Here is a 21,678-nt window from a genome sequence, read left to right as displayed (position 1 = left end):
GAGGAAATGCAATGAAGCCGATAGCTGTCAACGACATCAGGAAAGTACTCGGAGGAAAAATCATTACCGGACCTGTAAATTGGAAAGTGGAAGATGCCATCTATTATAAGCGCCATGATCATACGAAACGAAATTCCCTTCTTTTTGCAAGCAAGGGGGATGAGATTAACTGGGTAGCGATCGATAAAAAAGGCCCTTCCCTTGTCATCACGGATAAGTCCTCAATTGAATTGAAAGACGTGTTGCCAAATACGACAGTCATGCAAGTGACAAGCCTTGTGCAAAGCTATTGGAAGTTCATCGATTACTATCGGAATCTGTTTCACATACCGGTTGTAACGATAACGGGAACTTGTGGGAAAACGACAACAAAAGATATGATCAAACATATGCTCTCTGGCATGTGGAATGTCCATGCATCACTCAGCAGTAAAAACGAACCTAGACGTTCATTTCCATACTTGATGGGAATTGACGAACATACGAAAGCGGCTGTTTTCGAACATGGCCTCGGCAATTCAGGAAATATAAAACACCAATGCATGATTTATCAACCGACAATAGGAATCATTATGAACATCGGTGTACATCATTTGGACGGGTGTGGAAATCTTGAAGGGTATATAAAGGCCAAAGGAGAAATCATCGAAGGCATTAAGGATGGCGGCACACTCATATTAAATGCAGATGACCAGAACAGTAAAAAGTTGAAGATATATGGGTTCCGGGGAAAAATAATTTACTTTGGCCCTGATGAAAAAGCTGATTTCAGGGCTTCCCGAATCGCATATGGGGATGGCGGGATGGACTTCATTCTCCATACGAATGACAAAGAATATAACGCTTTTGTTCCAGGCTACGGTGAGCACCAAGTAAGCAATGCACTTGCGGCGTTCGCTGCGGTTCACGAAATGGGAGTGGATTTAAAAATTGCGATTCAACGGCTGAGAACATATCAAAACATGGGCAGGCATTTGGAATTCTCGAAAGGGAAGAACGGCTGCACTGTCATTGATGATACGTGGACGAATAATCCAACATCAGTGGAAGCTGCACTCAGGGTGATTGATTCGATCGGGAAAGGGAAGAAGGTCATCCTAATATTAGGTGATATCAATAGGCTCGGGAATTTCGAAAAGAAATATCATCGAGAGATCGGAAGCTTAGTTGCCGAACGGAACATCCATACACTCATTACAATCGGTAAGAAGGCAGAGGAAATAGCGAGGCAAGCGATGCGGGACGGTAGTACAGCAAACATAAGGATTTTCGATAAGGTAGAGAAAATCGGAAATCGATTGGATCATTTATTCGATGACGAATCTCTTGTGCTGATCAAAGGGCCAATGTCTAGCCGTGGCATGATTGAATTTGCAAAGTCATTGAAGCGATAAATGAAAAAGAAGCATCTAACGACATAGCGTTATGATGCTTCTTTTCTAATATTAATTTAAAACTCGGCGCGCTTTCACAAAGTTCTGCGTTGCCCATGTGGAAGATAGGCTCTGTTGTACTACTTTGCCAGAAGTGGAAAGGCTTAAAAATTGATTGCCACCAATATAAATGCCTGTCTGGTTTATTTTTGTTCTTTTATTATCTAACGAGAAAAAGAGAAGATCTCCTTTTTGAAGATTAGATTTTGAAACAGCTGTTCCAGCTTGTGCTTGCTGACTTGCCAACTTGCTTTTTAAATCGATTCCTTGCTTAGTATATACATAATACGTAAAGCCGGCACCTGTAAATGTCAAAGTGTTTTCATTGTATCCATAACCGAATTTCGCTTTAGTCTTTAGGCTGTTTGCGAAATTGACGACTTTATCGGCAGCTGATGTTGAAGTCGTGCTTGACGGTTTAGACACAGTTGGCATAGTCGTTGTATTTGACGGTTTGGAAACAGACGGAGTAGAAGCCGTATTGTCCGTGAAGACCCTTTTTGCCGTAATGTATCGATCATTATAGTAGTCTACAAATTCAACCCGGCTAATGACTTTGCCAGTAGTAGGAATGATCAAACGATGATCACCAGCATAAATAGCAACTATCGATGGGATAGTCGAGCCTTTCGAGCTGCCGAAGTAGACAAGATCACCCTTCTTCAAGTTGGAACGGGAAACTGTCGCCCCCTTGGCTTTTAGATCTTTCAAGTTGGACGCATTCAATGTGACACCATTGTTTTTATAGATATAGTTGACGAATCCTGTGCTCGTAAATTTCTTTGTACTTTCATTATTGACAGACCCAATGACCGCTTCATCTTTCATGTCATAAGCGAGTTCAACGATTTTGTCGCCCTTCGTTGCCGGGTTGGCCGACATGAGAGTAGGAAGCACACGTCGTGCACCAATATAGCTCTCTGTATAGTATGGTTTGTCACTTAGGTCAGAAATGATAATATGCTGTTTTGGATCCGCCATATGGATCACTTTATTATCACCGATATACATGGCGACGTGATCTGGAATCTTCGATGCTTTACTACTGAAGAAGAGTAGATCCCCTTTTTGCCATTGTCCTTTTGCAACCGAAGTGCCTTGCTGCATCATGAAGTCTTCATTGTATGTAGCTAGGTCCACGCCATTTTTCTCGAAAATGTACATAAGGAAAGTCGCGCATGAAAACTTATACGGATATGTAGGCTTGTACACCTCCGTGCTGTAAGTAGATTTACCGATCAAGCTTTTAGCTGTCTGAATTAATTGGTCCGCCTTCGCAGCAACTGCTTGCTGGGATGCCTGAGATGTAACCGTAGCTGCAGAGACTACTTCCGGTTGACTGAATGATGGAACTGCCACAGAACTGACAGTGACACATGTGAGTAATGCTGCTGAAAAAAGTTTATGTTTCATAATTTACCTCCGAATAATAGTAATGCCTTACCTGAGATTGATAGTATCACGGAATAAAGAGGGGATATGGAGGGAATATTTGCCTCTTCGAATGTTACAATGCTGGACTACAAGCCAGCATTATATTTATTGGACTTTTTTACAAATAGATTACAGCGTTATAAAGGAAAATAACGGAACAACAATAGCACAAAGCTTAAGGTTAGACGTAAAAAAAGCGGATGGCTGAGCCATCACGCTTTTTCATACGTATAAACAAGTTCATTCAATTTCTGGTTTACAGTTACGTGCAAGTCATGTTCATCGAAAAACCAGTAATCCCTATTTTCAATATAAAAATGAACACCTGCTATTTCTGTCTCGACCGCTACTTCGTCCGGCGACTCTTTCATAATGCCGAGCGAGAAACCATCATGCAGCGGACTAGACCCGCCGTATCTGGCGAAAAACTTAATATAATCACCAGCTTCGGCTTCCATCTCTTCTGTAAACCATTTTAGTGCATCATCCGATAAAACGATTTTCATATTTATCACGCCTTTCGGTTGTTGCTTCCATTGTATTACAACCACTTCACTTTTGGCTCGGTTCCAGCTTTGATCCTAGCAATATTCGCCCTATGCCGATAGAAAATGAAGACACCCATCAGCCCGACGATGATCATTAGATAAATATCTCCTGTCCATACATAGTAGGCAATGCAGTAAATGAATCCAACAACTGCCACGATCATAGACGATAGGGATACCATCTTCGTGAGTTTTAAAGCAAGGAGAAATGTCAGCAGGACGATAATAAAAATTGGCCAATTATATCCGAGCAACACACCACCCGAAGTGGCAACCGCTTTACCGCCTTTGAACTTCGCAAAGATAGGGAACATATGGCCAATCACTGCGCATACACCAAGTAGAAGTGGATGGATTTCTGCCGAACTGAAGTATGGCAAGAGGGGAAGTAGCACGGCAGCAGTTCCTTTTAAAATATCGAGCACAGTAACGATCAGACCTGCTGTTTTTCCTAACACCCTGAAAGTGTTCGTGGCACCGAGATTTCCGCTTCCATGCTGCCGTACATCGGTTCCATAAAACAGTTTACCGACCCATAATGCAGATGGGATTGATCCGAGTAAATAAGCGATTAATATAAGAATGATAATTTCCATGGCGCTCCCCTTTATTATAATGAGTATATATGTGATTTTAGTTTAGCAGAACAGATGAATACCGACAATGGAATGTGTCAAGTAATGTAATAAGCATATTGTCTAGATTTTCCTCATCTCATTGCATTCAGGAGGTTTCTTCTATACAATTAATTGAGCGAGCTTCCTGAAACGTTGATTTGACAAGCTTTACAGGAAGCGATACGATAGTATATAAAGAAAAAGAGAACATTCGTTTGATGGGGGTTGCGATTTGACGAAGAAAGAAGAAATTTACACATATGATGATGATTCGATTCAAGTGCTGGAAGGCCTTGATGCTGTAAGGAAACGCCCGGGAATGTATATCGGTTCTACGGATTCCAGGGGGCTTCATCATCTTGTCTATGAAATCGTCGATAACGCAGTTGACGAAGCGCTTGCTGGATTCGGTTCTGAAATTGACGTTACGATACACAAAGACGGCAGCATCGGTGTACGAGATTATGGACGCGGAATGCCGACCGGAATGCATAAGACGGGAAAACCGACAGTTGAAGTCATTTTGACCGTTCTTCACGCTGGCGGAAAGTTTGGGCAGGGAGGATACAAGACGAGTGGCGGCCTGCATGGTGTTGGTGCATCAGTCGTCAATGCCCTTTCCGAGTGGCTGGAAGTGACGATTTTTCGTGATGGCAAGAAATTTAGACAACGGTTCGAAAATGGCGGAAAACCGGTTACTACATTAGAAGAAATCGGAACGACAAGAGAAAAAGGGACATTGATCCATTTCAAGCCAGATCCAGCGATTTTCTCAACGATCAAATATCAATATGAGTTGTTGTCCGAGCGTTTGCGGGAATCTGCATTCCTATTGAAAGGTTTGAAAATCGACCTAAAAGAAGAAGGCACTGAAAAGCATGATGTTTTTCATTACGAAACCGGCATCGAAGCATTCATCTCCTATTTGAATGAAGAGAAAGATACTCTGCATGATGTTGCGTATCTCGAAGGGACAGCCGAAGGTATTGAAGTAGAATTTGCATTTCAATTCAGCGATGGCTATTCTGAGACAATCCTTTCATTTGTCAATAATGTGCGAACAAAAGATGGCGGAACACATGAAACCGGCGCAAAGACCGCAATGACACGCGTATTCAATGAATACGCGAGGAAAACCGGCATATTGAAGGAAAAAGATAAAAATCTCGATGGTTCAGATATCCGGGAAGGTATATCTGCGATTATTTCTGTCCGAATTCCTGAAGAGATCCTTCAATTCGAAGGACAGACGAAGGGGAAATTGGGGACGAGTGAAGCAAGGACAGCAGCGGATGCAATTATCTCCCAACAGCTGCTCTATTTCTTAGAAGAGAATGCCGAGCTAAGCGGAAATCTGATCCGAAAAGCGATTCGTGCCCAGCAGGCTAGGGAAGCAGCGCGCAAGGCTCGTGAAGATGCGCGTTCCGGAAAGAAACGCCGCAGGTCGGAAACACTTCTTACTGGGAAACTGACGCCTGCACAATCGAGGAACGCTTCAAAAAATGAGCTTTATCTTGTCGAAGGGGATTCTGCCGGTGGTTCAGCTAAACAGGGCCGAGACAGAACGTTCCAAGCGATTTTGCCTTTGCGTGGTAAGGTAATTAATACCGAAAAAGCTAAATTAGAAGATATTATGAAGAACGAAGAGATCAATACGATCATCCATGCGATTGGAGGAGGGGTCGGCGCAGATTTTCAGATCGATGATATCGCTTACGATAAAGTGATCATCATGACCGACGCCGATACCGACGGAGCGCATATCCAAGTACTACTTCTTACGTTCTTCTATCGTTATATGAAGCCGCTAATCGAAGCAGGGAAAGTGTTCATCGCACTTCCTCCGCTTTATAAAGTCTCAAAAGGGACAGGCAAGAAGGAACAAGTCGAGTATGCATGGACCGAAGCCGATCTTGACGATGCTATTAAAAAAATCGGCCGCGGTTATATGCTTCAGCGTTATAAAGGTCTCGGTGAAATGAATGCCGATCAATTATGGGATACGACGATGAATCCTGAAACCCGTACACTCATCCGCGTCACTATAGAGGATGGAGCACAATCGGAAAGACGTGTCACCACACTCATGGGAGACAAGGTTGAGCCTCGTAGAAAATGGATTGAAACGAACGTCGATTTCGGCACCGAGGACCATAATATTTTGGAAAATGAATTTTTACATGTTGAGGGGGATTTTGAATGACTTCAACTGAGCGATACCAGGACTTGCCTTTGGAAGAAGTAATAGGCGACCGTTTTGGACGTTATAGTAAATACATCATTCAGGACAGGGCACTTCCGGACGCTAGGGACGGATTGAAGCCAGTTCAAAGAAGGATTCTTTACGCGATGTTCCATGAAGGGAACACTCACGATAAAGCATTTAGAAAAGCTGCGAAAACAGTCGGGAATGTCATCGGCAACTACCACCCGCATGGTGATACTTCTGTATACGATGCGATGGTGCGGATGAGTCAGGAATGGAAGCTTCGTCATCTGATGATTGAAATGCACGGGAACAACGGTTCGGTGGATGGAGATCCAGCAGCTGCCATGCGTTATACGGAAGCAAGGCTTTCTGCGATTGCAGCGGAAATGCTGCGTGATATCGGTAAAAATACGGTGGAGTTCATTCCAAACTTCGATGATACAGAGCCTGAACCGACCGTATTGCCTTCCCGTTTCCCGAACTTGCTTGTCAACGGGTCAACAGGAATTTCTGCGGGATATGCGACTGATATTCCGCCGCATGCCTTACATGAGGTCATTGATGCGGTACTCATGCGAATGGATAATTCGGATGTATCTGTTGAGGAATTGATGACGGTCTTAAAAGGACCCGATTTTCCTACTGGCGCAATTATCCAAGGGACGGATGGGATCAAAACGGCCTATGAAACAGGAAGAGGCCGATTTGTCATCCGTGCTAAATCGGAAATCGAATCGTTAAAAGCAGGTAAATCACAAATCGTCATTACCGAAATTCCTTACGATGTTAACAAAGCGAATTTAGTAAAGAAAATGGATGAACTCCGTTTAGACCGAAAGCTCGATGGTATTGCAGACGTTCGTGACGAATCCGATCGTACAGGGCTTCGGATTGTCGTAGAACTGAAGAAGGATATGGATGGCAATGCCATTTTGCAATATTTATTAAAAAACACCGATCTTCAGGTGACATATAATTTCAATATGGTAGCGATTTCAAATAGAAGGCCGACTCTTATGTCGCTGCCAATGCTATTGGATGCTTACATCGACCACCAAAAGGATGTCGTTACGAGAAGATCCGAGTATGATATTCAAAAAGCGAAAGACCGGTTGCATATTGTAGAAGGTCTCATGAAAGCTCTATCTATCCTGGATGAAGTGATTAAGACGATTAGAGCATCGAAAGACAAACGCGATGCAAAAAATAATATTATATCGAAATTCGGATTTACAGAAGTGCAAGCGGAAGCGATTGTATCCCTTCAGTTGTACAGATTAACAAATACGGATATTACTGAACTGAAAAAAGAGGATGCAGAGCTTAGGAAGTTGATTGAACAGCTTGACGCCATTCTGAAAAGTGATAAAAAACTTTCTTCGGTCATTAAAAAGGAACTACTTGAAATACGCAAACAGTTCTCCGAACAAAGAAGATCTGTCATTGAAGAGAAGATAGAAAACATTAAAGTGGACCTTGATATCCTCGTACCGAGCGAAGAAGTCGTCGTATCGGTTACAAAAGATGGCTATGTGAAACGCACGAGCATCCGTTCGTATAGCGCGTCAAACGGCACTGGACAAGAGATGAAAGAGTCCGATTACAGTCTGCTAGAAACCGTCATGAATACGCAGCATCACCTTCTATTGTTCACATCGCATGGCAATTACTTGTATCAGCCCGTGCATGAACTCCCTGATATCCGATGGCGTGATCTTGGTCAGCATATATCAAGCATCATCTCATTGGAATCGAATGAGGAAATTATCTCAGCAATCGGTATCGAAAACTTCGATGACGAAACACTCGTTCTCACTGCTGCAGATAATGGAAACGTAAAAGTATCAAAGCTGTCGGACTTCCAAGTGCAACGTTATTCTCGGACGTTTAAGGCGATGAACATGAAAAAAGAAGATCGCCTTGTCGATGTACAGCTCGTATCAGGTGATGAAGATATCATCCTATTCAGCGAGCAGGCATATGGATTACGTTTCTCACTTACGGAATTGTCGGTTACAGGTGTACGGACAGCGGGTGTAAAAGGCATTAATTTAAAAACGAATGATAAGCTTGCATCCATGCTTGTAGTGCGCGACGAAGCAGAATCCATCTTGATAGCCACACAACGCGGCTCAGTCAAGCGGATGGCATTGAAGGAACTTGAGGCAGCAGCAAGGGCACAGCGTGGGGTAGTTGTATTGAAAGAGTTAAAAACGAATCCGCATCGGATTGTCGGCAGTCAATTAGTGAAACCAAGCGATACTACAATCTTATTGACAACTAAAGATGCTAAAATCGCAGTCGAGGCAGGATCGTTGAGGCTCGTCGATCGCTATTCGAATGGCAGTTCACTTGTGGATGAAAGCAAACACGGAAAAGTCATCACAGTCTATAAAGAGGCTGAAACGAAGGAATAACGGAATGCGCCTACTAGCAGAATTAAATCTGCAGTAGGCGTTTTTTCTTGGTCAATTTATAGGTAAAGATTACCGTGACAATTCTACGATTTTACCGTATAATAATTCGAAAGTCGAAATATATAATAAAAATGAATAATGGGGAATGAGTATGTGGAAAAACCGTAACGTTTGGATCATTTTATCAGGTGAAATGATTGCCGGACTCGGGTTATGGACTGGAATCATCGGAAACTTGGAATTTTTACAAGAGAAGATTCCATCGGATTTTGTGAAAGCACTCATATTATCAATCGGTTTATTGGCAGGCATCATTGCTGGTCCAACAGCTGGACGTATTATTGACCAATCGAGGAAAAAGACAGTCTTGATAGTAGCAGGACTTGGAAGGCTTGTCAGCGTTGTATTCATGTTACTCGCTATTGGAACAGGGTCTGTCTGGTGGATGGTAGCATTCATCATTTCAATTCAATTGTCCGCAACTTTCTATTTCCCTGCACTGCAGTCGGCAATCCCGCTTGTCGTAAAGGATGACGATCTATTGACGATGAATGGATTGCATATGAATGTAGCAACGGTTGCTCGGGTCGTCGGTACAGCCCTGGCAGGGGTCATGCTCGTATACTGGTCATTGGCTTCGTTGTATTGGGTGTCAATGATTGCCTATGCAGCTCTTTTGGGCTTCACGATGATGCTCAAAATCGATGAAGGGGAGGGGAGTGCAAGTTCCCGGAGAAAAGACGGTGAAAAAGGTGGATTCATGGAAGTTTTTCCAGTCTTAAAAGCATATCCTGCTGTTGGTATGACGCTAATTATGACAATGATTCCATTATTATTTCTCGGTTCATTCAATCTGATCGTTATTAATATAAGTGAAATACAAGACTCTTCGTCGATTAAAGGATTAATTTATACGGCTGAAGGAATTGCCTTCATGGTCGGTTCCTTTGCAGTAAAATTCATTACTCGAAAATGGAAGACGACGGTTATTTTATTTTTCTTTGCTTCGATGGTAGCAATTGCTGAATTCATGCTATTTTTTGCTGCTAACATCGTTTTGACACTGAGCGCATTTGCTGTATTAGGCTTTGCATTAGGATGTTTTTTCCCGACAGCAATGGTCATTTTTCAGAAACAAATGCCAAAAGCATACCATGGACGATTTTTCTCGTTCCGTAATATGTTAGAAAGGGTCATGTTCCAATTCGTATTGTTGAGCGCTGGGGTATTTTTGGATATTGTCGGATTACAAGTGATGGTTATTATTTTCGGTCTAATTAGTCTCAGCATGACTTTGTTATTTTTTATTCAAATGAAACGAAGAAATATCGTATTGGAACAAACGAAAATAGAACCTGCAGCCGAAATCATTTGATGATTCGCTGCAGGTTTATTTATGATCAAAAAAAATCGGTTTCGTCTCAATGTTATGAGTATACTTTAATGTGATATTTAACTTCCACTAATATATATTATGGCCACGGCACTGAGTTAAGTATTTAATCATACCTCTATTCTGTACCTATGACCTTTATTTTTACTTTTTTCTACATCAATGAATTGTGCGCTGTATTCGATTACATCGTTTATATAAAGTTTGTTTTCCTTTGCCAACTCTTTTATTTCTTCGAAAAGCTCTTTATCGTAAGTTGTCTTATAATGTTCACGGTCCTTTGGTCGCTGCTTTTTATCAAATAAGATCCCATCATTACTTGATAATAAGTTGATAAAACCGCTTTCCAATAAATAATTGATATGCGTGTCATGACTTTCCGCTAAATTGTTTAATTCATTTATCAATGCTTTACTTATCGTAGTTCTGAATTCAATTCGAGTTGTATCAATAGTTTGTTGTAATTTACCGTTAACTAATTTCCACATTTGTTTCACTCCAATTCTAAAATGGCTTGTTCAAATTCAGCTGTGTATTGATGCTTAATCATTCTTACTTTTTTGTTCTTGTTATACAGATCACCAGCTCCATCATAAATGATATCAGCTAGTTTAGGAAGGTCTTGTTTTCCTTTTACCCAGACCCGGTAAATGGTTTTCTTAGATTGTGTAACCTCTGAAGTTATTTCCGTTCGCAAATTCCATTTTTGAAATACAGTAAAAAGTCCACCTGCAAACAATTCGCTCGCTGTAGTTATATTCATAACATATCCTCGATTTTGCACCCATCCATCTCCGTCTATAACACCTCTTATAAATGCAGGCATGAACTGATCTGGCACGTCAGGAAAAGGTACATTATGTGATTTATTCGGTGTTACACCAAGCCGCTCTAGATCCTCCTTAATGGTTTTTGAATTTATTATCAACATCGGTGTTGTTCTCGTGCCGCTTGGTTGAGCAATCGTCGGATTCGCATCCATTAGTTTTGCTACTTTCATCAATATCGTCTCATCTTTTTGCGATAAGCATATAGAATGTACTTTGCTATTCACATGGCCATCTGTAATAAATAATCCCAATACCCAAGCCATCTCATGAGACCATGTTTTAAAGAAATCTTCGTTCACTTTATGAATGCGCCGACGTCCTATAGGACGCAATTCGACTCCATGCTTTATCAATACATTACGAATTCCACGATCTGACAACCCAATAATAGTGCAAAGTTTTTCATACGACAACCCGCTTTTATAAAGTTCAATGATTTTTTCGTCTGTCATACCCGGATTACGCGCCATCCCACCCACTCCTCCTTTTATGCTGTCTATACCCATTAGACAAACTTATGTTCCTATTTTCAACTAATTAACTGAATGTTATTTCAACTAAAAAAACCACTCGCTTTTGCAAGTGGTCTCTCAACTATTCATCTTTTCACATATTGTACTCTGTCAGTCGCTTGAAGTTCTTCCAATGTAGATGCGCCTACGCCGAACATAGCCATGCGCAGCTCTAATTCTTTCGTTTCCATAACTCTCATGACATCTTCTGGAGTTTGTGTCGCTTCTTTCAAGATTGATCTCCCAAAACCGACAATATTAGCACCTAATGCTATTGTTTTTGCAGCGTCCAGGCCAGTCGACATGCCGCCACTTGCAACGACCGACTGCCCGCCGATCTTCTCACGTACAGAAACGACACAATCCACTGTCGGTGTGCCCCAAACGCTAAACGTTTCAGCTGCAGTCTGTTTAACAGGATCGGTCGACCGGTATTTTTCCACTTGACTCCAAGATGTTCCGCCTGCGCCTGCTACGTCTATGAAAGACACACCGACGTCACACAGCTTTTTAGCAGTAGCCCCGTCGATTCCCCAACCGACTTCCTTTACACCGACTGGAACTTCCAATTCTTTTGATAGAGCCTCGATTTTCATTAATAAATCCTTGAAATTCAAATCTCCATTCGGTTGAATAACTTCCTGAAGGCTGTTTAAGTGAAGTACCAATGCATTAGCATCAGTCATTTCAATAATTTGCCGGCATTGATCAATGCCAAATCCGTAATTCAATTGAACCGCGCCTAAATTGGCGATAATCGGAACGGACGGCGCGTATTGTCTCACTTGGAATGAAGCTCTATGCTCCTCGCTTTCGATCAATGCACGCATAGATCCTAATGCTAATATCCACCCTTTTTCTTCAGCGGCAAGCGCCAAATTACGGTTGATCGTTTCGGCAAAAGCAGCTCCGCCAGTCATGGAGCTTATCATGAATGGTGTTGGTCGTACTTGTTCAATAAAGGTACTTTCAATGGAAATTTCATTAAAGTTAATTTCAGGTAAAGCGTTATGAGTGAAGTGAACCCTTTCCAGTCCAGTTGTAATATGGTTTCCCGTCACTTTTTCGTTGAGCGTGATTTCAATATGCTCTGCTTTCCGTTGATGGATAGACCCAGTCATTAGCAAACAATCCCTCTTCCCTAGCACGAAGATATCCATTGAGTTTACATCCTCGTTTAACGCTTTTCTTTACATTTCATTATAGGTTACCTACCTTGTAATTTCAGCTATTAGGATTATTTTATTTGGCAACCATTTAAAAAGTATGTTAAGTTTGAGTCGGTCAAATCAAAACGACACTTCGGGGCAAGGTGAAATTCCTTACCGGCGGTGATCAAGCGCAATGCTTGTCAGTCCGTGACCCGTTCTTCCATACGGAAGACGGTGGAGCTGGTGTAAATCCGGCACCGACAGTGAAAGTCTGGATGGGAGAAGCTGCTCGAGTTTGATGACTATGCCCAAATGAAATATCCGCCCTTTCAAATATTAGAAAGGGGGAATTCGATGGACCACGCCGATTATATGAAGTTAGCTTTAGATCTTGCGAAGCTTGCAGACGGTTATACGTCACCGAATCCAATCGTCGGTGCTGTTTGTGTGAAAAACGGCCAGATTGTAGGGACAGGTGCGCATATGGAAGCTGGAACACCTCATGCTGAAGTGCATGCCCTCCGTATGGCCGGTTCGAATGCAGTCGGTGCAGATCTTTATGTCACTTTAGAACCTTGTGCGCATGTCGGAAAGACGCCTGCGTGCACAGAGACAATCATTGCCAGCGGCATTCGCCGTGTTTTCATTGCATCCACAGATCCGAATCCTTCCGTAAATGGAAAAGGGATTAGGCTTCTTCGGAATGCCGAAATTGAAGTGATCACGGATGTTTGTAAAGAAGAGGCGGATTTTAGCAACCGGGCATTTTTTCATTTTATTCAACACAAAAAACCCTACGTCACTTTAAAGGCAGCCGCCACTCTCGATGGCCGCCTTGCAACGCAAAACGGGAACAGCAAATGGATCACGTCTGAAAGTTCGAGGCTAGATGTCCATACCCTCCGCCATACCCATGATGCAATTTTAGTAGGTGTTAACACAATTCTTCAAGATAATCCTTTCCTCACCACCCGTTTGCCCCATGGTGGAAAGAACCCAACACGTATTATTTTAGATAGGCATCTACGGACGCCTGAAACCGCAAATGTAATTCAGGACCAAGCTGCCGAAACGATTATTTTTACACTTGAATCGAATCGTTCGCGTACCTTTACCGATTTCCCATTCGTTCATGTGGAACTGATATCGGAACAAGTTAACTTTTTGGATGAAGTTCTCACTCGACTTGCTGCACGAGGAATCATGACACTATTAGTGGAAGGCGGAAGCAAGGTCCATTCCAGTTTCATTCAAGCGCGTCTTGTAAATGAGCTGTATTTATATATGGCTCCAAAGTTGATAGGTAACGGCCCTTCCCTTTTCATGGATGAGAGCAGAACAACGATTGCGGAATCAGAACCGCTGCGTATACTTGACGTAAAGCAAATTGGAGAAGATATCCGTCTTCATGCACTTTTTCAGAATGGAGGTGCAAGCTGATTGTTTACTGGAATTGTTGAGGAAGTTGGAACCATTCATGCGATTAAGAAAGGTTCTTCATCGATGCAATTACTAATTACCTGCGGTCTTGTGCTCTCTGACGTAACAAAGGGAGATAGTATTTCCGTCAATGGTGTTTGTTTAACCGTCTCAGAATTTTCAACAACACAATTTGCAGCGGACGTAATGCCCGAAACTTTCAAGGCAACGACCCTTTTCACGTTGAAGTCCGGAAGTCAAGTGAATTTGGAACGTGCGATGGCAGCGAACGGCCGTTTCGGCGGCCATTTTGTTACAGGCCATGTTGATTGCATAGGAGAAATTATTGCAGTCAGATATGTCGAAAACGCCATCTATATGGACATTCAAATCGATTCCGCGTTCCAATCACATCTTGTTCCGAAAGGTTCTATAACGGTAGATGGTACTTCTTTGACTGTTTTCGATGTCTCAGAACAAGGGTTTACAATATCCCTCATTCCGGTCACCCAAGCTGATTCCGTACTCGGACAGAAGCGTGTCGGCGACTATGTCAATGTGGAATGCGATATCCTTGCGAAATATTTGGAGCGGATCGTCTCTAGGAAAGAAACTAAACCGCCAGGCGGCTTGACAATGGATGTACTTGCCAAAAGCGGATTTTTGGAATAAGAGGTGTAATAGATGTTTAGTACGGTTGAACAAGCAATAGATGAATTGAAAAAAGGTAAAGCAATTATCGTCGTTGATGACGAAAGCCGTGAAAATGAAGGCGATTTTGTAGCACTCGCTGACTTCGCAACCCCTGCTATGATTAATTTCATGGCTACTGAAGGACGGGGCTTAATATGTGTACCGATTGAACAACAGCTGGCAGACCATCTTGGACTAGCCCCGATGGCCACTACGAATACCGATGTCCACGGAACTGCTTTCACAGTAAGCATTGATCATGCGTCTAGCCACACGGGGATATCCGCATTTGAACGATCAGAAACGATATTGAAAATGCTTCATCCCGACTCGACTTTTTCTGATTTCAAAAGACCTGGTCATATCTTCCCGTTAGTCGCAAAAGCAAACGGCGTATTGGAACGGCCGGGACATACGGAAGCTGCGGTTGATCTCGCCCGTCTAGCCGGTGCATCTAAAGCCGGCGTCATTTGCGAAATTATGAACGAGGATGGGACGATGGCGCGTGTTGGCGATCTTATGGAAATTGCTAGGAAGCATGGACTTGTCATCTTGACGATCGAACAATTGATTGCATACCGTAAGCAGAATGAAAAACTCGTTGAAAGGGTTGTCGATATTCACTTGCCTACGAAATATGGCGAATTCACCGCAATTACCTATGTAGAAAAGCTGACGGGCCGTGAACATATCGCTTTTGTAAAAGGCCAAATGAATGAAACCGAGGCGACAGTTGCTCCACTCGTCAGAATCCATTCCGAATGCCTGACGGGTGATGTATTCGGTTCCTGTCGGTGCGACTGCGGTCCACAACTGCATGCGGCACTTGCCCAAATTGAAGAGGCCGGGAAAGGAATCCTAGTTTATATGCGTCAGGAAGGGCGCGGAATTGGCCTAGTCAATAAAATGAAAGCATATAAGCTGCAAGAACAAGGATATGACACAGTCGAGGCGAATGCCCGCTTAGGCTTCGAAGACGACTTACGGGAATATTTCATAAGCGCCCAAATTCTAGACGATCTCGGCTGCAGTCGAATTCAATTGTTGACGAACAATCCGCGAAAAATCGAAGGGCTTTCAGAACATGGGATAACGATTGAAAATCGGATCCCTATCGAATTGCCTGTCATAGATGGCAACCGGTTCTATATGGAGACTAAAAAGACGAAATTAGGACATCTATTGCATAATTGAGGAGGAAAAACCAATGACTTTGACATATGAAGGAAATTTAATCGGAACAGGACTTAAAATTGGAATCGTCGTCTCTCGTTTCAATGAATTTATTACAGGAAAGCTTCTTGGTGGAGCGGAAGATGCATTGCGCCGCCACGGTGTAGAAGCAAATGATATTGAAATCGCTTGGGTGCCTGGGGCTTTCGAAATCCCGCTCATCGCGAAACGAATGGCAGCTTCAAAGAAATATGATGCGGTCATTACATTAGGTACCGTCATAAGAGGGTCTACTCCCCACTTCGATTACGTCTGCAATGAAGTGGCTAAAGGAGTTGCCGCTCTTAATATGACAGAAGGAGTGCCTGTCATTTTTGGCGTATTGACGACCGATTCAATCGAACAAGCTGTTGAGCGTGCTGGTACGAAAGCTGGCAATAAAGGATGGGACGCAGGAGTATCAGCCATCGAGATGGCGAACCTCATTAAGCAGTTTTAAATGGAAAAAGCAAGTCCCCCGATTTTGTTGGGACTTGCTTTTTTTTAATCAGACACCCATTTTCCGACTCGATTGTGTGACTTTCTTTGCCTGTTGGCTTTTCATTTTTGGTGTTTGTTGAATTGGATTTCCTTTGGTCTTTGTCGACTGGGACTTATTCTTCTTTGCTTCAAGCTGCTGTTTAATTGCGTCTTTTAAGCTAATTTTCGCTTTTTCCCCTGTTTGCTCGTTCGATTCCATTTTCGTCAACTCCCTTCAGATGCTATCGGTTAGTAAATTTTAGCATTCCCTTTCAATAGTGTCCATATAGAAAATAAACAGAACGATAAAACTATCTTACAATCTTTCTCTCCTTTTTTCGCAAGGACAGCCAAATGACTGTAAATAGTATAAACGCCACAGCTTCCAACGATAAAATATACCAAGGATAAGGACCGAGAAAATCAAGCAGGCTGCCATTCTGAGGTTTCATTCGCAGAAACATATAGTTCCCGTCAAACAGCCAGTTTACCGTTAGAATTATCGGCAAAATCGCATTGATGATCAACATTGTTTTCAATACGCCTTTAAATGTAGGCTCGTAACCTCTTACCCAAACAAAATAAAGTCCCGTTAAAATGATGCCGGCGTGTGTATAGAAAAAGTGGAAAAAGCGGAAATGCGGAAAATCCATATCAAGAACAGGCGTCGCTAATGCTTGTAGAGCGCCGCCAATTCCGGCAAAAATGACGAAATCGATTAAATGTCGATTCCCTGTCAATAGTAGTATGATCGAGACAAACAAAGAGATGCTGCATAACTCGAGTGGAAGTGCATCATCTAGTCCCCATCGCCCCGTCGAAATGAGCCAAATATGATAACCAATATCCATTGCCAATAAAGAAAGCGCAAAAAATCGCTCCAACATCTTCAATCTCGCAACATTCTCTTGTAAATTCCTTCGTTGCCAGTAAAGCGTGATAACAAGAAATGCAATTACAATTAGAACCGACAGATGCACTGTAGAAAACATAATAAATTGATGATCCATTCCTCCACCCAAAGTCATCCCCCATTCACGTTCGGCATGTACCATACATTATAGCATCGCTAGCTACTAGTAAGAAGAACGGTTTGTTTAACCTCGTTCCTATTCACACATACTATGATCAACCAGAATGAAAGGGGAATAAAAGGATGGTACAACAAAATACGGAGCAATCGTCACTACAACAGATGATCGAGCAACAATTCCACACGGAGAAAAAGCAGATCCTCCAAAAACTGAATAAAGCATCTCAGACGATACAACAGATGAGCACTTTGTTCGATTCACAGTCGGTTCAGCAAGCACAACAGCAACTTCAGCAAGCCTCACAGCTGTTGAATCAGTTGCAAGGGCAAGCGGCGACTCAATCACCTTCCACCGTCCAGCAACAGCTCGAGCAAGTTCGTAAACAGATTGACCAAGCCGCCCAAACTTTGCAGTTAATTGAAACGTTGAACGTTGGCAATAAAAGCTTTAAAAAATAGAACAGAACCCTTGGCTTACATTCCAAGGGTTCTTTTTTACTGCACGTGATCTTCCAGCTGATTGGAATCTGCCAGCTTATTTGCAGCGATGACAGAACTGATTGCATCTTTTATTTCCTGATAACCGGTGCACCTGCAAAGGTTTGACTGCAGCCATTCTTCAACCCGTTCATCATCAGCATCGGGATGTTCCGTCACTAACGCATGTCCATTGACAATAAAGCCAGGTGTACAATATCCGCATTGGATCGCCCAATTATCAACAAAAGCCTTCCTCACCGGTGAATGTGTCAAACCTTCTATTGTCGTTATTCCACTGTTCAATGTTTCAATCGTCAATACGAGGCATGAATGCATAGGCTTCCCGTCAACCAATACTGTACATGCCCCGCAATCCCCATTTCCGCAAGCTTGCTTTGCACCTGTCAATCCGAGCTGTTCGCGCAATGTGCAAAGCAATGTATCAGCAGACCTTATCATGACATCAGTGGAAGATCCGTTGACTAGCAATGGAACTACCGTATATTTACTCGTATTCGTGCTGATCATCCGTTCCCCTCCCAAGCAGTATCCATTTCTGTTAACAGTTTCTCCAAGATAAAACGACGGAAGTCTTTTGAAGCAATGAAATCATCCGTAATGTTTGTTGGCAGCTTGGCGATCGCCTTCTCAACTCGTTGTTCATCGCCGATTGTCGCATCGTTCAAAACTCCTTCAACTACTGCGGATCGGAACGGGTGTTCATGTAAGCCGCTGAAGGCAATTCGAATACGGTTTTCTTTCCGTAACGCAGCCAAACTGACAATTGGATATCCGACATTCGATGATCGAGTCCGTTTCAAATGGACGAACGGCAGCTCAAGATTCTTGGAAGACACTTTTATTTGCGTTAAAAACTGGCCTTCTACCAACTCAGAAGCAGCAAGGTTGTCTACCGACATGACATCCGTTCCTTTTGGACCATTGATGATAGCTAGAGCATCCGTTACGAGTAAAGGCAAAATCCCTTCCCGGTATCCGAGTTTGCTCATGAGATTACCACCGATTGTAATTTTATTTCTCGAAGTATGATCGGCGATCGTACGTACCGTTTTTCGAAGCAACGGAAATAGATTTGATTCCACCAATCGGTTCAATGTTACAGCGGCTCCAATGACTAGTTCTTCTCCTTGCATTTCAAGCACATTGCACTCTGGAATCCCTTTCAGGTCGATGACTGTATCAACAGTCAATTTTCCGCCCCGAGCAAAGGTGATCACTTCGGTTCCCCCTGATAAATAAACGACTTTCTTGCCTAATTTCCATTCGTTTGAATAGATTTTTAATGCCTCTTCCACTGATTCAGGTTTATAATAATCAAAATTAAACGGAATCATTAGTTGCTCTCCTCGTCCTCCAAATGAGTTCGGGTGTCAATGGCAGTTGAGTCAGCTCTGCATTTGTTGCCAATGAAAGGCTATTGGCCAATGCCGCTGCAGCACCGATCACCCCATATTCACCGATTCCCCTCGCGCCGTACGGACCGTCTTTTGCAGGCGTTTCGATGAATTCCACAATATATTCGCCAGGCTGCTCACCGAATCTCATTAACTGATATGTCCGCAAGTCTGGATTTTGAATAACGCCTTGATCGTTGAATTCGAATGATTCTCCGCTTGCGATGCTAAGTCCAAGGAAAATTCCTCCTCGCATCTGTTGAGTCGCGGTCATTGGATTGATGATCGTGCCGCCATCCATCACTGTTACAGCCTTCACGATTTTATACGTGTATTTGCTTTCATCCCATTCAATTTCAACCGCTTGTGCGCCGACAGACCACCATGGACCGGGGTCTCCAAAGCCGGTATCTTTATCCATCGGGGTCAAATGCCTTTGCACATGAACGCCGACTCCAATAATTTGTCCGCCGACAGTATGGCCGTTCGGATATTTATAGCCAAGCGCAATGGTTTTGATAGTAATGCCGAAGTCCGGTTTTGCTTTTACGTAAACCCGCCCATTTCCAACGTCCAGATCTTCTTCGGAACATTGCAAAGCGACAGCACCGATTCTCTTTAATTGCCGAATGGCGTCGTCCGCCGCCGCCAACACGGCATTTCCTGCTAAAAACGTCGTGCTGCTTGCAACGGTTCGCCATTGATGCGGAGTGTATTGCGTATTCACTTCCATTGTGACGTGAATATCAGAAACATTCATTTTCAATCGTTCTGCAGCAAGTTGGGCCAAAATCGTCTTCGTCCCTTGTCCGAGTTCAACAGCTGCACAACTCAAGTTCACCGTGCCATCCGCTTCAAACTTCAGCAGTACACCAGCTTGTGCGTTTGTCGATGTCGTGGATGTCTTCCAGAACAACGCCACACCTTTCGCTCGAACTACTCCGTCTTCACCTACCGGCTGCTTTCCATCCCAGCCGATCAGCTCCTTCACCCGCTTCATGCATTTCGCTGCATCACCAATATTGTTGGCATTCAGCACGGACTGCGTCGGTGTCGTATGACCTGGTTTAATAACATTCAGCAATCTGAATTCGATGGGATCCATCTTCAATTTTTCGGCAAAGCGATCCATTGTCCGTTCGATTGCGAAAGTCAGTTCAGGATGACCGTAACCCCTGAACGAAGTGGCATATGGATGATTCGTGTACATGCAATAAGAATCACACCAGACGTTTGGAATGTGATAAGGACCTGTACAATCCAGGGCGGCAGCGCGCGTTATGCCTGCAGCTTGGTCTGAATAAGCACCAGCTTCAATTAGAAAGGTGTATTGCCCTGCAATGAGTTTCCCTTCTTCATTCACGCCTAGTTTGACCGTAGCATTAAACCCGATATGACAAGGAGCTGTCATCATATCTTCTTCTCGCTCGAACTGCAGTTTGACGAGTTTTCCGCCTACCGCACTGGATGCCAAGTATGCAAGAGGCTCCAGTTGCACCGCTCCCTTTCCACCGAAAGCCCCTCCTAGCATCGGAATATGGACGATGATTTTGCCGACATCTATATTAAAGAACTGATTGAAGATCTTTTTGATCGTAAATGGCGATTGGCTCGTTGAGTGAACGATGACTCGCCCATCCGGATTGATTTCAACAGTAGCGGTTCTCGTCTCCATCGCCGCGTGGTCTGACAAATTGAAGGAATATGTAGCGGAAAATGTATCTTTGCATGTTGCCCATGCTTTTCCGAATTCCCCTTTTCTAATTTTTATATGGCTTGCAATATTCGTCCCGGGTACAGGATAGACATTATCAATGATCTTCGTATATTGGCCAGATTGTTCGTGAATCAACGGTGCATCATTCTGAAATGCCTGTTCGACTGAATTGACGATTGGGAGTGACTCATACTCGACAATTATTTTGGCCGCCGCCTGCTTTGCCTGGTACGGATGGTCAGCAACGACGACAGCGATTGGCTCTCCGAAATAACGAACTTTCTCGAAGGCGATCGGCGGTCGATCGGCGAGTATCGGGCCTATCGGAAAAGGATATGTCTCACCCGTGACGATGGCTTGTACGCCCGGAACTTTCCACGCCTCGCTCGTATCTATCGATTTGATGCGTGCATGTGCTTCTGTGCTCGTCGCTACCTTAGCATGCAACATTCCACTTGAAAATGTATCAGCTAAGTATTTCACATTTCCGGTGGATTTCTCGATTACGTCGATACGTTGCTCTGCAAATCCGACTGTCGTTCGATTTCCAAACTGCAAGATCTTGTCCTCCCTTACTTATTCAACCTATTTTATCCAAACTGTTAAATAGGTTAGCCACTTCGCCCGGCTTTTATAAGGACAGTCGAATAAATAGACCGCCAATTGATGACACTGAGCCTATTGA

General features: G+C 43.3%; 20 protein-coding genes and 1 riboswitch. Of the genes, 9 read left to right on the top strand and 11 right to left on the bottom strand.

Going from position 1 to position 21,678, the window contains the following annotated elements:
- Positions 1–11: 11 nt before the first annotated feature.
- Positions 12–1,394: a UDP-N-acetylmuramoyl-tripeptide--D-alanyl-D-alanine ligase gene (locus tag ACR65H_RS06025; protein ID WP_440499266.1), complete on the top strand. Its 1,383-nt coding sequence runs from the start codon at positions 12–14 to the stop codon at positions 1,392–1,394.
- A 51-nt stretch (positions 1,395–1,445) separates the two neighbouring features.
- Here the strand turns inward: ACR65H_RS06025 and ACR65H_RS06020 are convergent, their stop codons facing one another.
- The 3 genes from ACR65H_RS06020 to plsY all read right to left on the bottom strand — a co-directional run bounded on the left by ACR65H_RS06020 (position 1,446) and on the right by plsY (position 4,011).
- Positions 1,446–2,846 carry a C40 family peptidase gene (locus ACR65H_RS06020; protein WP_440499265.1) on the bottom strand — a complete coding sequence of 467 codons (1,401 nt, stop codon included), beginning with the start codon at positions 2,844–2,846 and terminating at the stop codon, positions 1,446–1,448.
- Positions 2,847–3,079: 233 nt separating this feature from the next.
- Positions 3,080–3,373, bottom strand: coding sequence for a HesB/YadR/YfhF family protein (locus ACR65H_RS06015; RefSeq protein WP_440499264.1), 294 nt, complete (start codon positions 3,371–3,373; stop codon positions 3,080–3,082).
- A 35-nt stretch (positions 3,374–3,408) separates the two neighbouring features.
- Positions 3,409–4,011, bottom strand: coding sequence for a glycerol-3-phosphate 1-O-acyltransferase PlsY (plsY, locus tag ACR65H_RS06010; RefSeq protein WP_440499263.1), 603 nt, complete (start codon positions 4,009–4,011; stop codon positions 3,409–3,411).
- Positions 4,012–4,264: 253 nt separating this feature from the next.
- Between plsY and parE the strand changes: the two genes are divergently transcribed.
- The 3 genes from parE to ACR65H_RS05995 all read left to right on the top strand — a co-directional run bounded on the left by parE (position 4,265) and on the right by ACR65H_RS05995 (position 10,033).
- Positions 4,265–6,235, top strand: a complete 1,971-nt coding sequence (gene parE / locus ACR65H_RS06005; protein WP_440499262.1) for a DNA topoisomerase IV subunit B — start codon at positions 4,265–4,267, stop codon at positions 6,233–6,235.
- Complete coding sequence (gene parC / locus ACR65H_RS06000) at positions 6,232–8,658, top strand: DNA topoisomerase IV subunit A (protein ID WP_440499261.1); 2,427 nt, start codon at positions 6,232–6,234, stop codon at positions 8,656–8,658. Before parE ends, parC begins: the two co-directional genes overlap by 4 nt.
- Before the next feature lie 151 nt (positions 8,659–8,809).
- Positions 8,810–10,033 carry an MFS transporter gene (locus tag ACR65H_RS05995; protein ID WP_440499260.1) on the top strand — a complete coding sequence of 408 codons (1,224 nt, stop codon included), beginning with the start codon at positions 8,810–8,812 and terminating at the stop codon, positions 10,031–10,033.
- Between the two features lie 128 nt (positions 10,034–10,161).
- Here the strand turns inward: ACR65H_RS05995 and ACR65H_RS05990 are convergent, their stop codons facing one another.
- The 3 genes from ACR65H_RS05990 to fni all read right to left on the bottom strand — a co-directional run bounded on the left by ACR65H_RS05990 (position 10,162) and on the right by fni (position 12,514).
- Positions 10,162–10,539 carry an rRNA methyltransferase gene (locus ACR65H_RS05990; protein WP_440499259.1) on the bottom strand — a complete coding sequence of 126 codons (378 nt, stop codon included), beginning with the start codon at positions 10,537–10,539 and terminating at the stop codon, positions 10,162–10,164.
- Positions 10,540–10,544: 5 nt separating this feature from the next.
- Positions 10,545–11,351 (bottom strand): LAGLIDADG family homing endonuclease, encoded by an 807-nt coding sequence (locus tag ACR65H_RS05985; protein ID WP_440499258.1) that lies wholly within the window; start codon positions 11,349–11,351, stop codon positions 10,545–10,547.
- A 128-nt stretch (positions 11,352–11,479) separates the two neighbouring features.
- Positions 11,480–12,514, bottom strand: a complete 1,035-nt coding sequence (gene fni, locus ACR65H_RS05980) for a type 2 isopentenyl-diphosphate Delta-isomerase (protein WP_440499644.1) — start codon at positions 12,512–12,514, stop codon at positions 11,480–11,482.
- 173 nt (positions 12,515–12,687) lie between these two features.
- Positions 12,688–12,835, top strand: a riboswitch (FMN riboswitch).
- 63 nt (positions 12,836–12,898) lie between these two features.
- Here fni and ribD point away from each other — a divergent pair.
- The 4 genes from ribD to ribH are packed head-to-tail and all read left to right on the top strand — an operon-like array spanning position 12,899 to position 16,328.
- Positions 12,899–13,984 carry a bifunctional diaminohydroxyphosphoribosylaminopyrimidine deaminase/5-amino-6-(5-phosphoribosylamino)uracil reductase RibD gene (gene ribD / locus ACR65H_RS05975; protein ID WP_440499257.1) on the top strand — a complete coding sequence of 362 codons (1,086 nt, stop codon included), beginning with the start codon at positions 12,899–12,901 and terminating at the stop codon, positions 13,982–13,984.
- Positions 13,985–14,635 (top strand): riboflavin synthase, encoded by a 651-nt coding sequence (gene ribE, locus ACR65H_RS05970; protein ID WP_440499256.1) that lies wholly within the window; start codon positions 13,985–13,987, stop codon positions 14,633–14,635.
- Positions 14,636–14,647: 12 nt separating this feature from the next.
- On the top strand, positions 14,648–15,850 hold the full coding sequence (locus ACR65H_RS05965; protein WP_440499255.1) for a bifunctional 3,4-dihydroxy-2-butanone-4-phosphate synthase/GTP cyclohydrolase II: 1,203 nt from the start codon (positions 14,648–14,650) through the stop codon (positions 15,848–15,850).
- A 13-nt stretch (positions 15,851–15,863) separates the two neighbouring features.
- A complete protein-coding gene (gene ribH, locus ACR65H_RS05960) occupies positions 15,864–16,328 on the top strand; it encodes a 6,7-dimethyl-8-ribityllumazine synthase (protein ID WP_440499254.1) in 465 nt (154 codons plus the stop codon).
- A gap of 48 nt (positions 16,329–16,376) precedes the next feature.
- Here the strand turns inward: ribH and ACR65H_RS05955 are convergent, their stop codons facing one another.
- Together ACR65H_RS05955 and ACR65H_RS05950 are read right to left on the bottom strand one after the other, a co-directional pair.
- Positions 16,377–16,568, bottom strand: coding sequence for a hypothetical protein (locus ACR65H_RS05955; RefSeq protein WP_440499253.1), 192 nt, complete (start codon positions 16,566–16,568; stop codon positions 16,377–16,379).
- 91 nt (positions 16,569–16,659) lie between these two features.
- On the bottom strand, positions 16,660–17,358 hold the full coding sequence (locus ACR65H_RS05950; protein WP_440499252.1) for a YwaF family protein: 699 nt from the start codon (positions 17,356–17,358) through the stop codon (positions 16,660–16,662).
- Between the two features lie 146 nt (positions 17,359–17,504).
- Here ACR65H_RS05950 and ACR65H_RS05945 point away from each other — a divergent pair, with 146 nt between their 5' ends.
- Complete coding sequence (locus ACR65H_RS05945) at positions 17,505–17,840, top strand: hypothetical protein (protein ID WP_440499251.1); 336 nt, start codon at positions 17,505–17,507, stop codon at positions 17,838–17,840.
- Between the two features lie 36 nt (positions 17,841–17,876).
- Here the strand turns inward: ACR65H_RS05945 and ACR65H_RS05940 are convergent, their stop codons facing one another.
- Genes ACR65H_RS05940 through ACR65H_RS05930 form a run of 3 tightly spaced genes read right to left on the bottom strand, consistent with a single transcriptional unit; the run spans position 17,877 to position 21,551 of the window.
- On the bottom strand, positions 17,877–18,389 hold the full coding sequence (locus ACR65H_RS05940) for a (2Fe-2S)-binding protein (RefSeq protein ID WP_440499250.1): 513 nt from the start codon (positions 18,387–18,389) through the stop codon (positions 17,877–17,879).
- A complete protein-coding gene (locus tag ACR65H_RS05935; RefSeq protein WP_440499249.1) occupies positions 18,386–19,216 on the bottom strand; it encodes an FAD binding domain-containing protein in 831 nt (276 codons plus the stop codon). The genes ACR65H_RS05940 and ACR65H_RS05935 overlap by 4 nt, the downstream gene beginning before the upstream one ends.
- Positions 19,203–21,551, bottom strand: coding sequence for a xanthine dehydrogenase family protein molybdopterin-binding subunit (locus ACR65H_RS05930; protein WP_440499248.1), 2,349 nt, complete (start codon positions 21,549–21,551; stop codon positions 19,203–19,205). Before ACR65H_RS05930 ends, ACR65H_RS05935 begins: the two co-directional genes overlap by 14 nt.
- Between the last annotated feature and the right edge of the window lie 127 nt (positions 21,552–21,678).

The organism is Sporosarcina sp. SAFN-015 (assembly GCF_059415085.1).
Note: the sequence above shows the minus strand (reverse complement) of the source record. Positions and strands in the feature narration are given on the sequence as shown.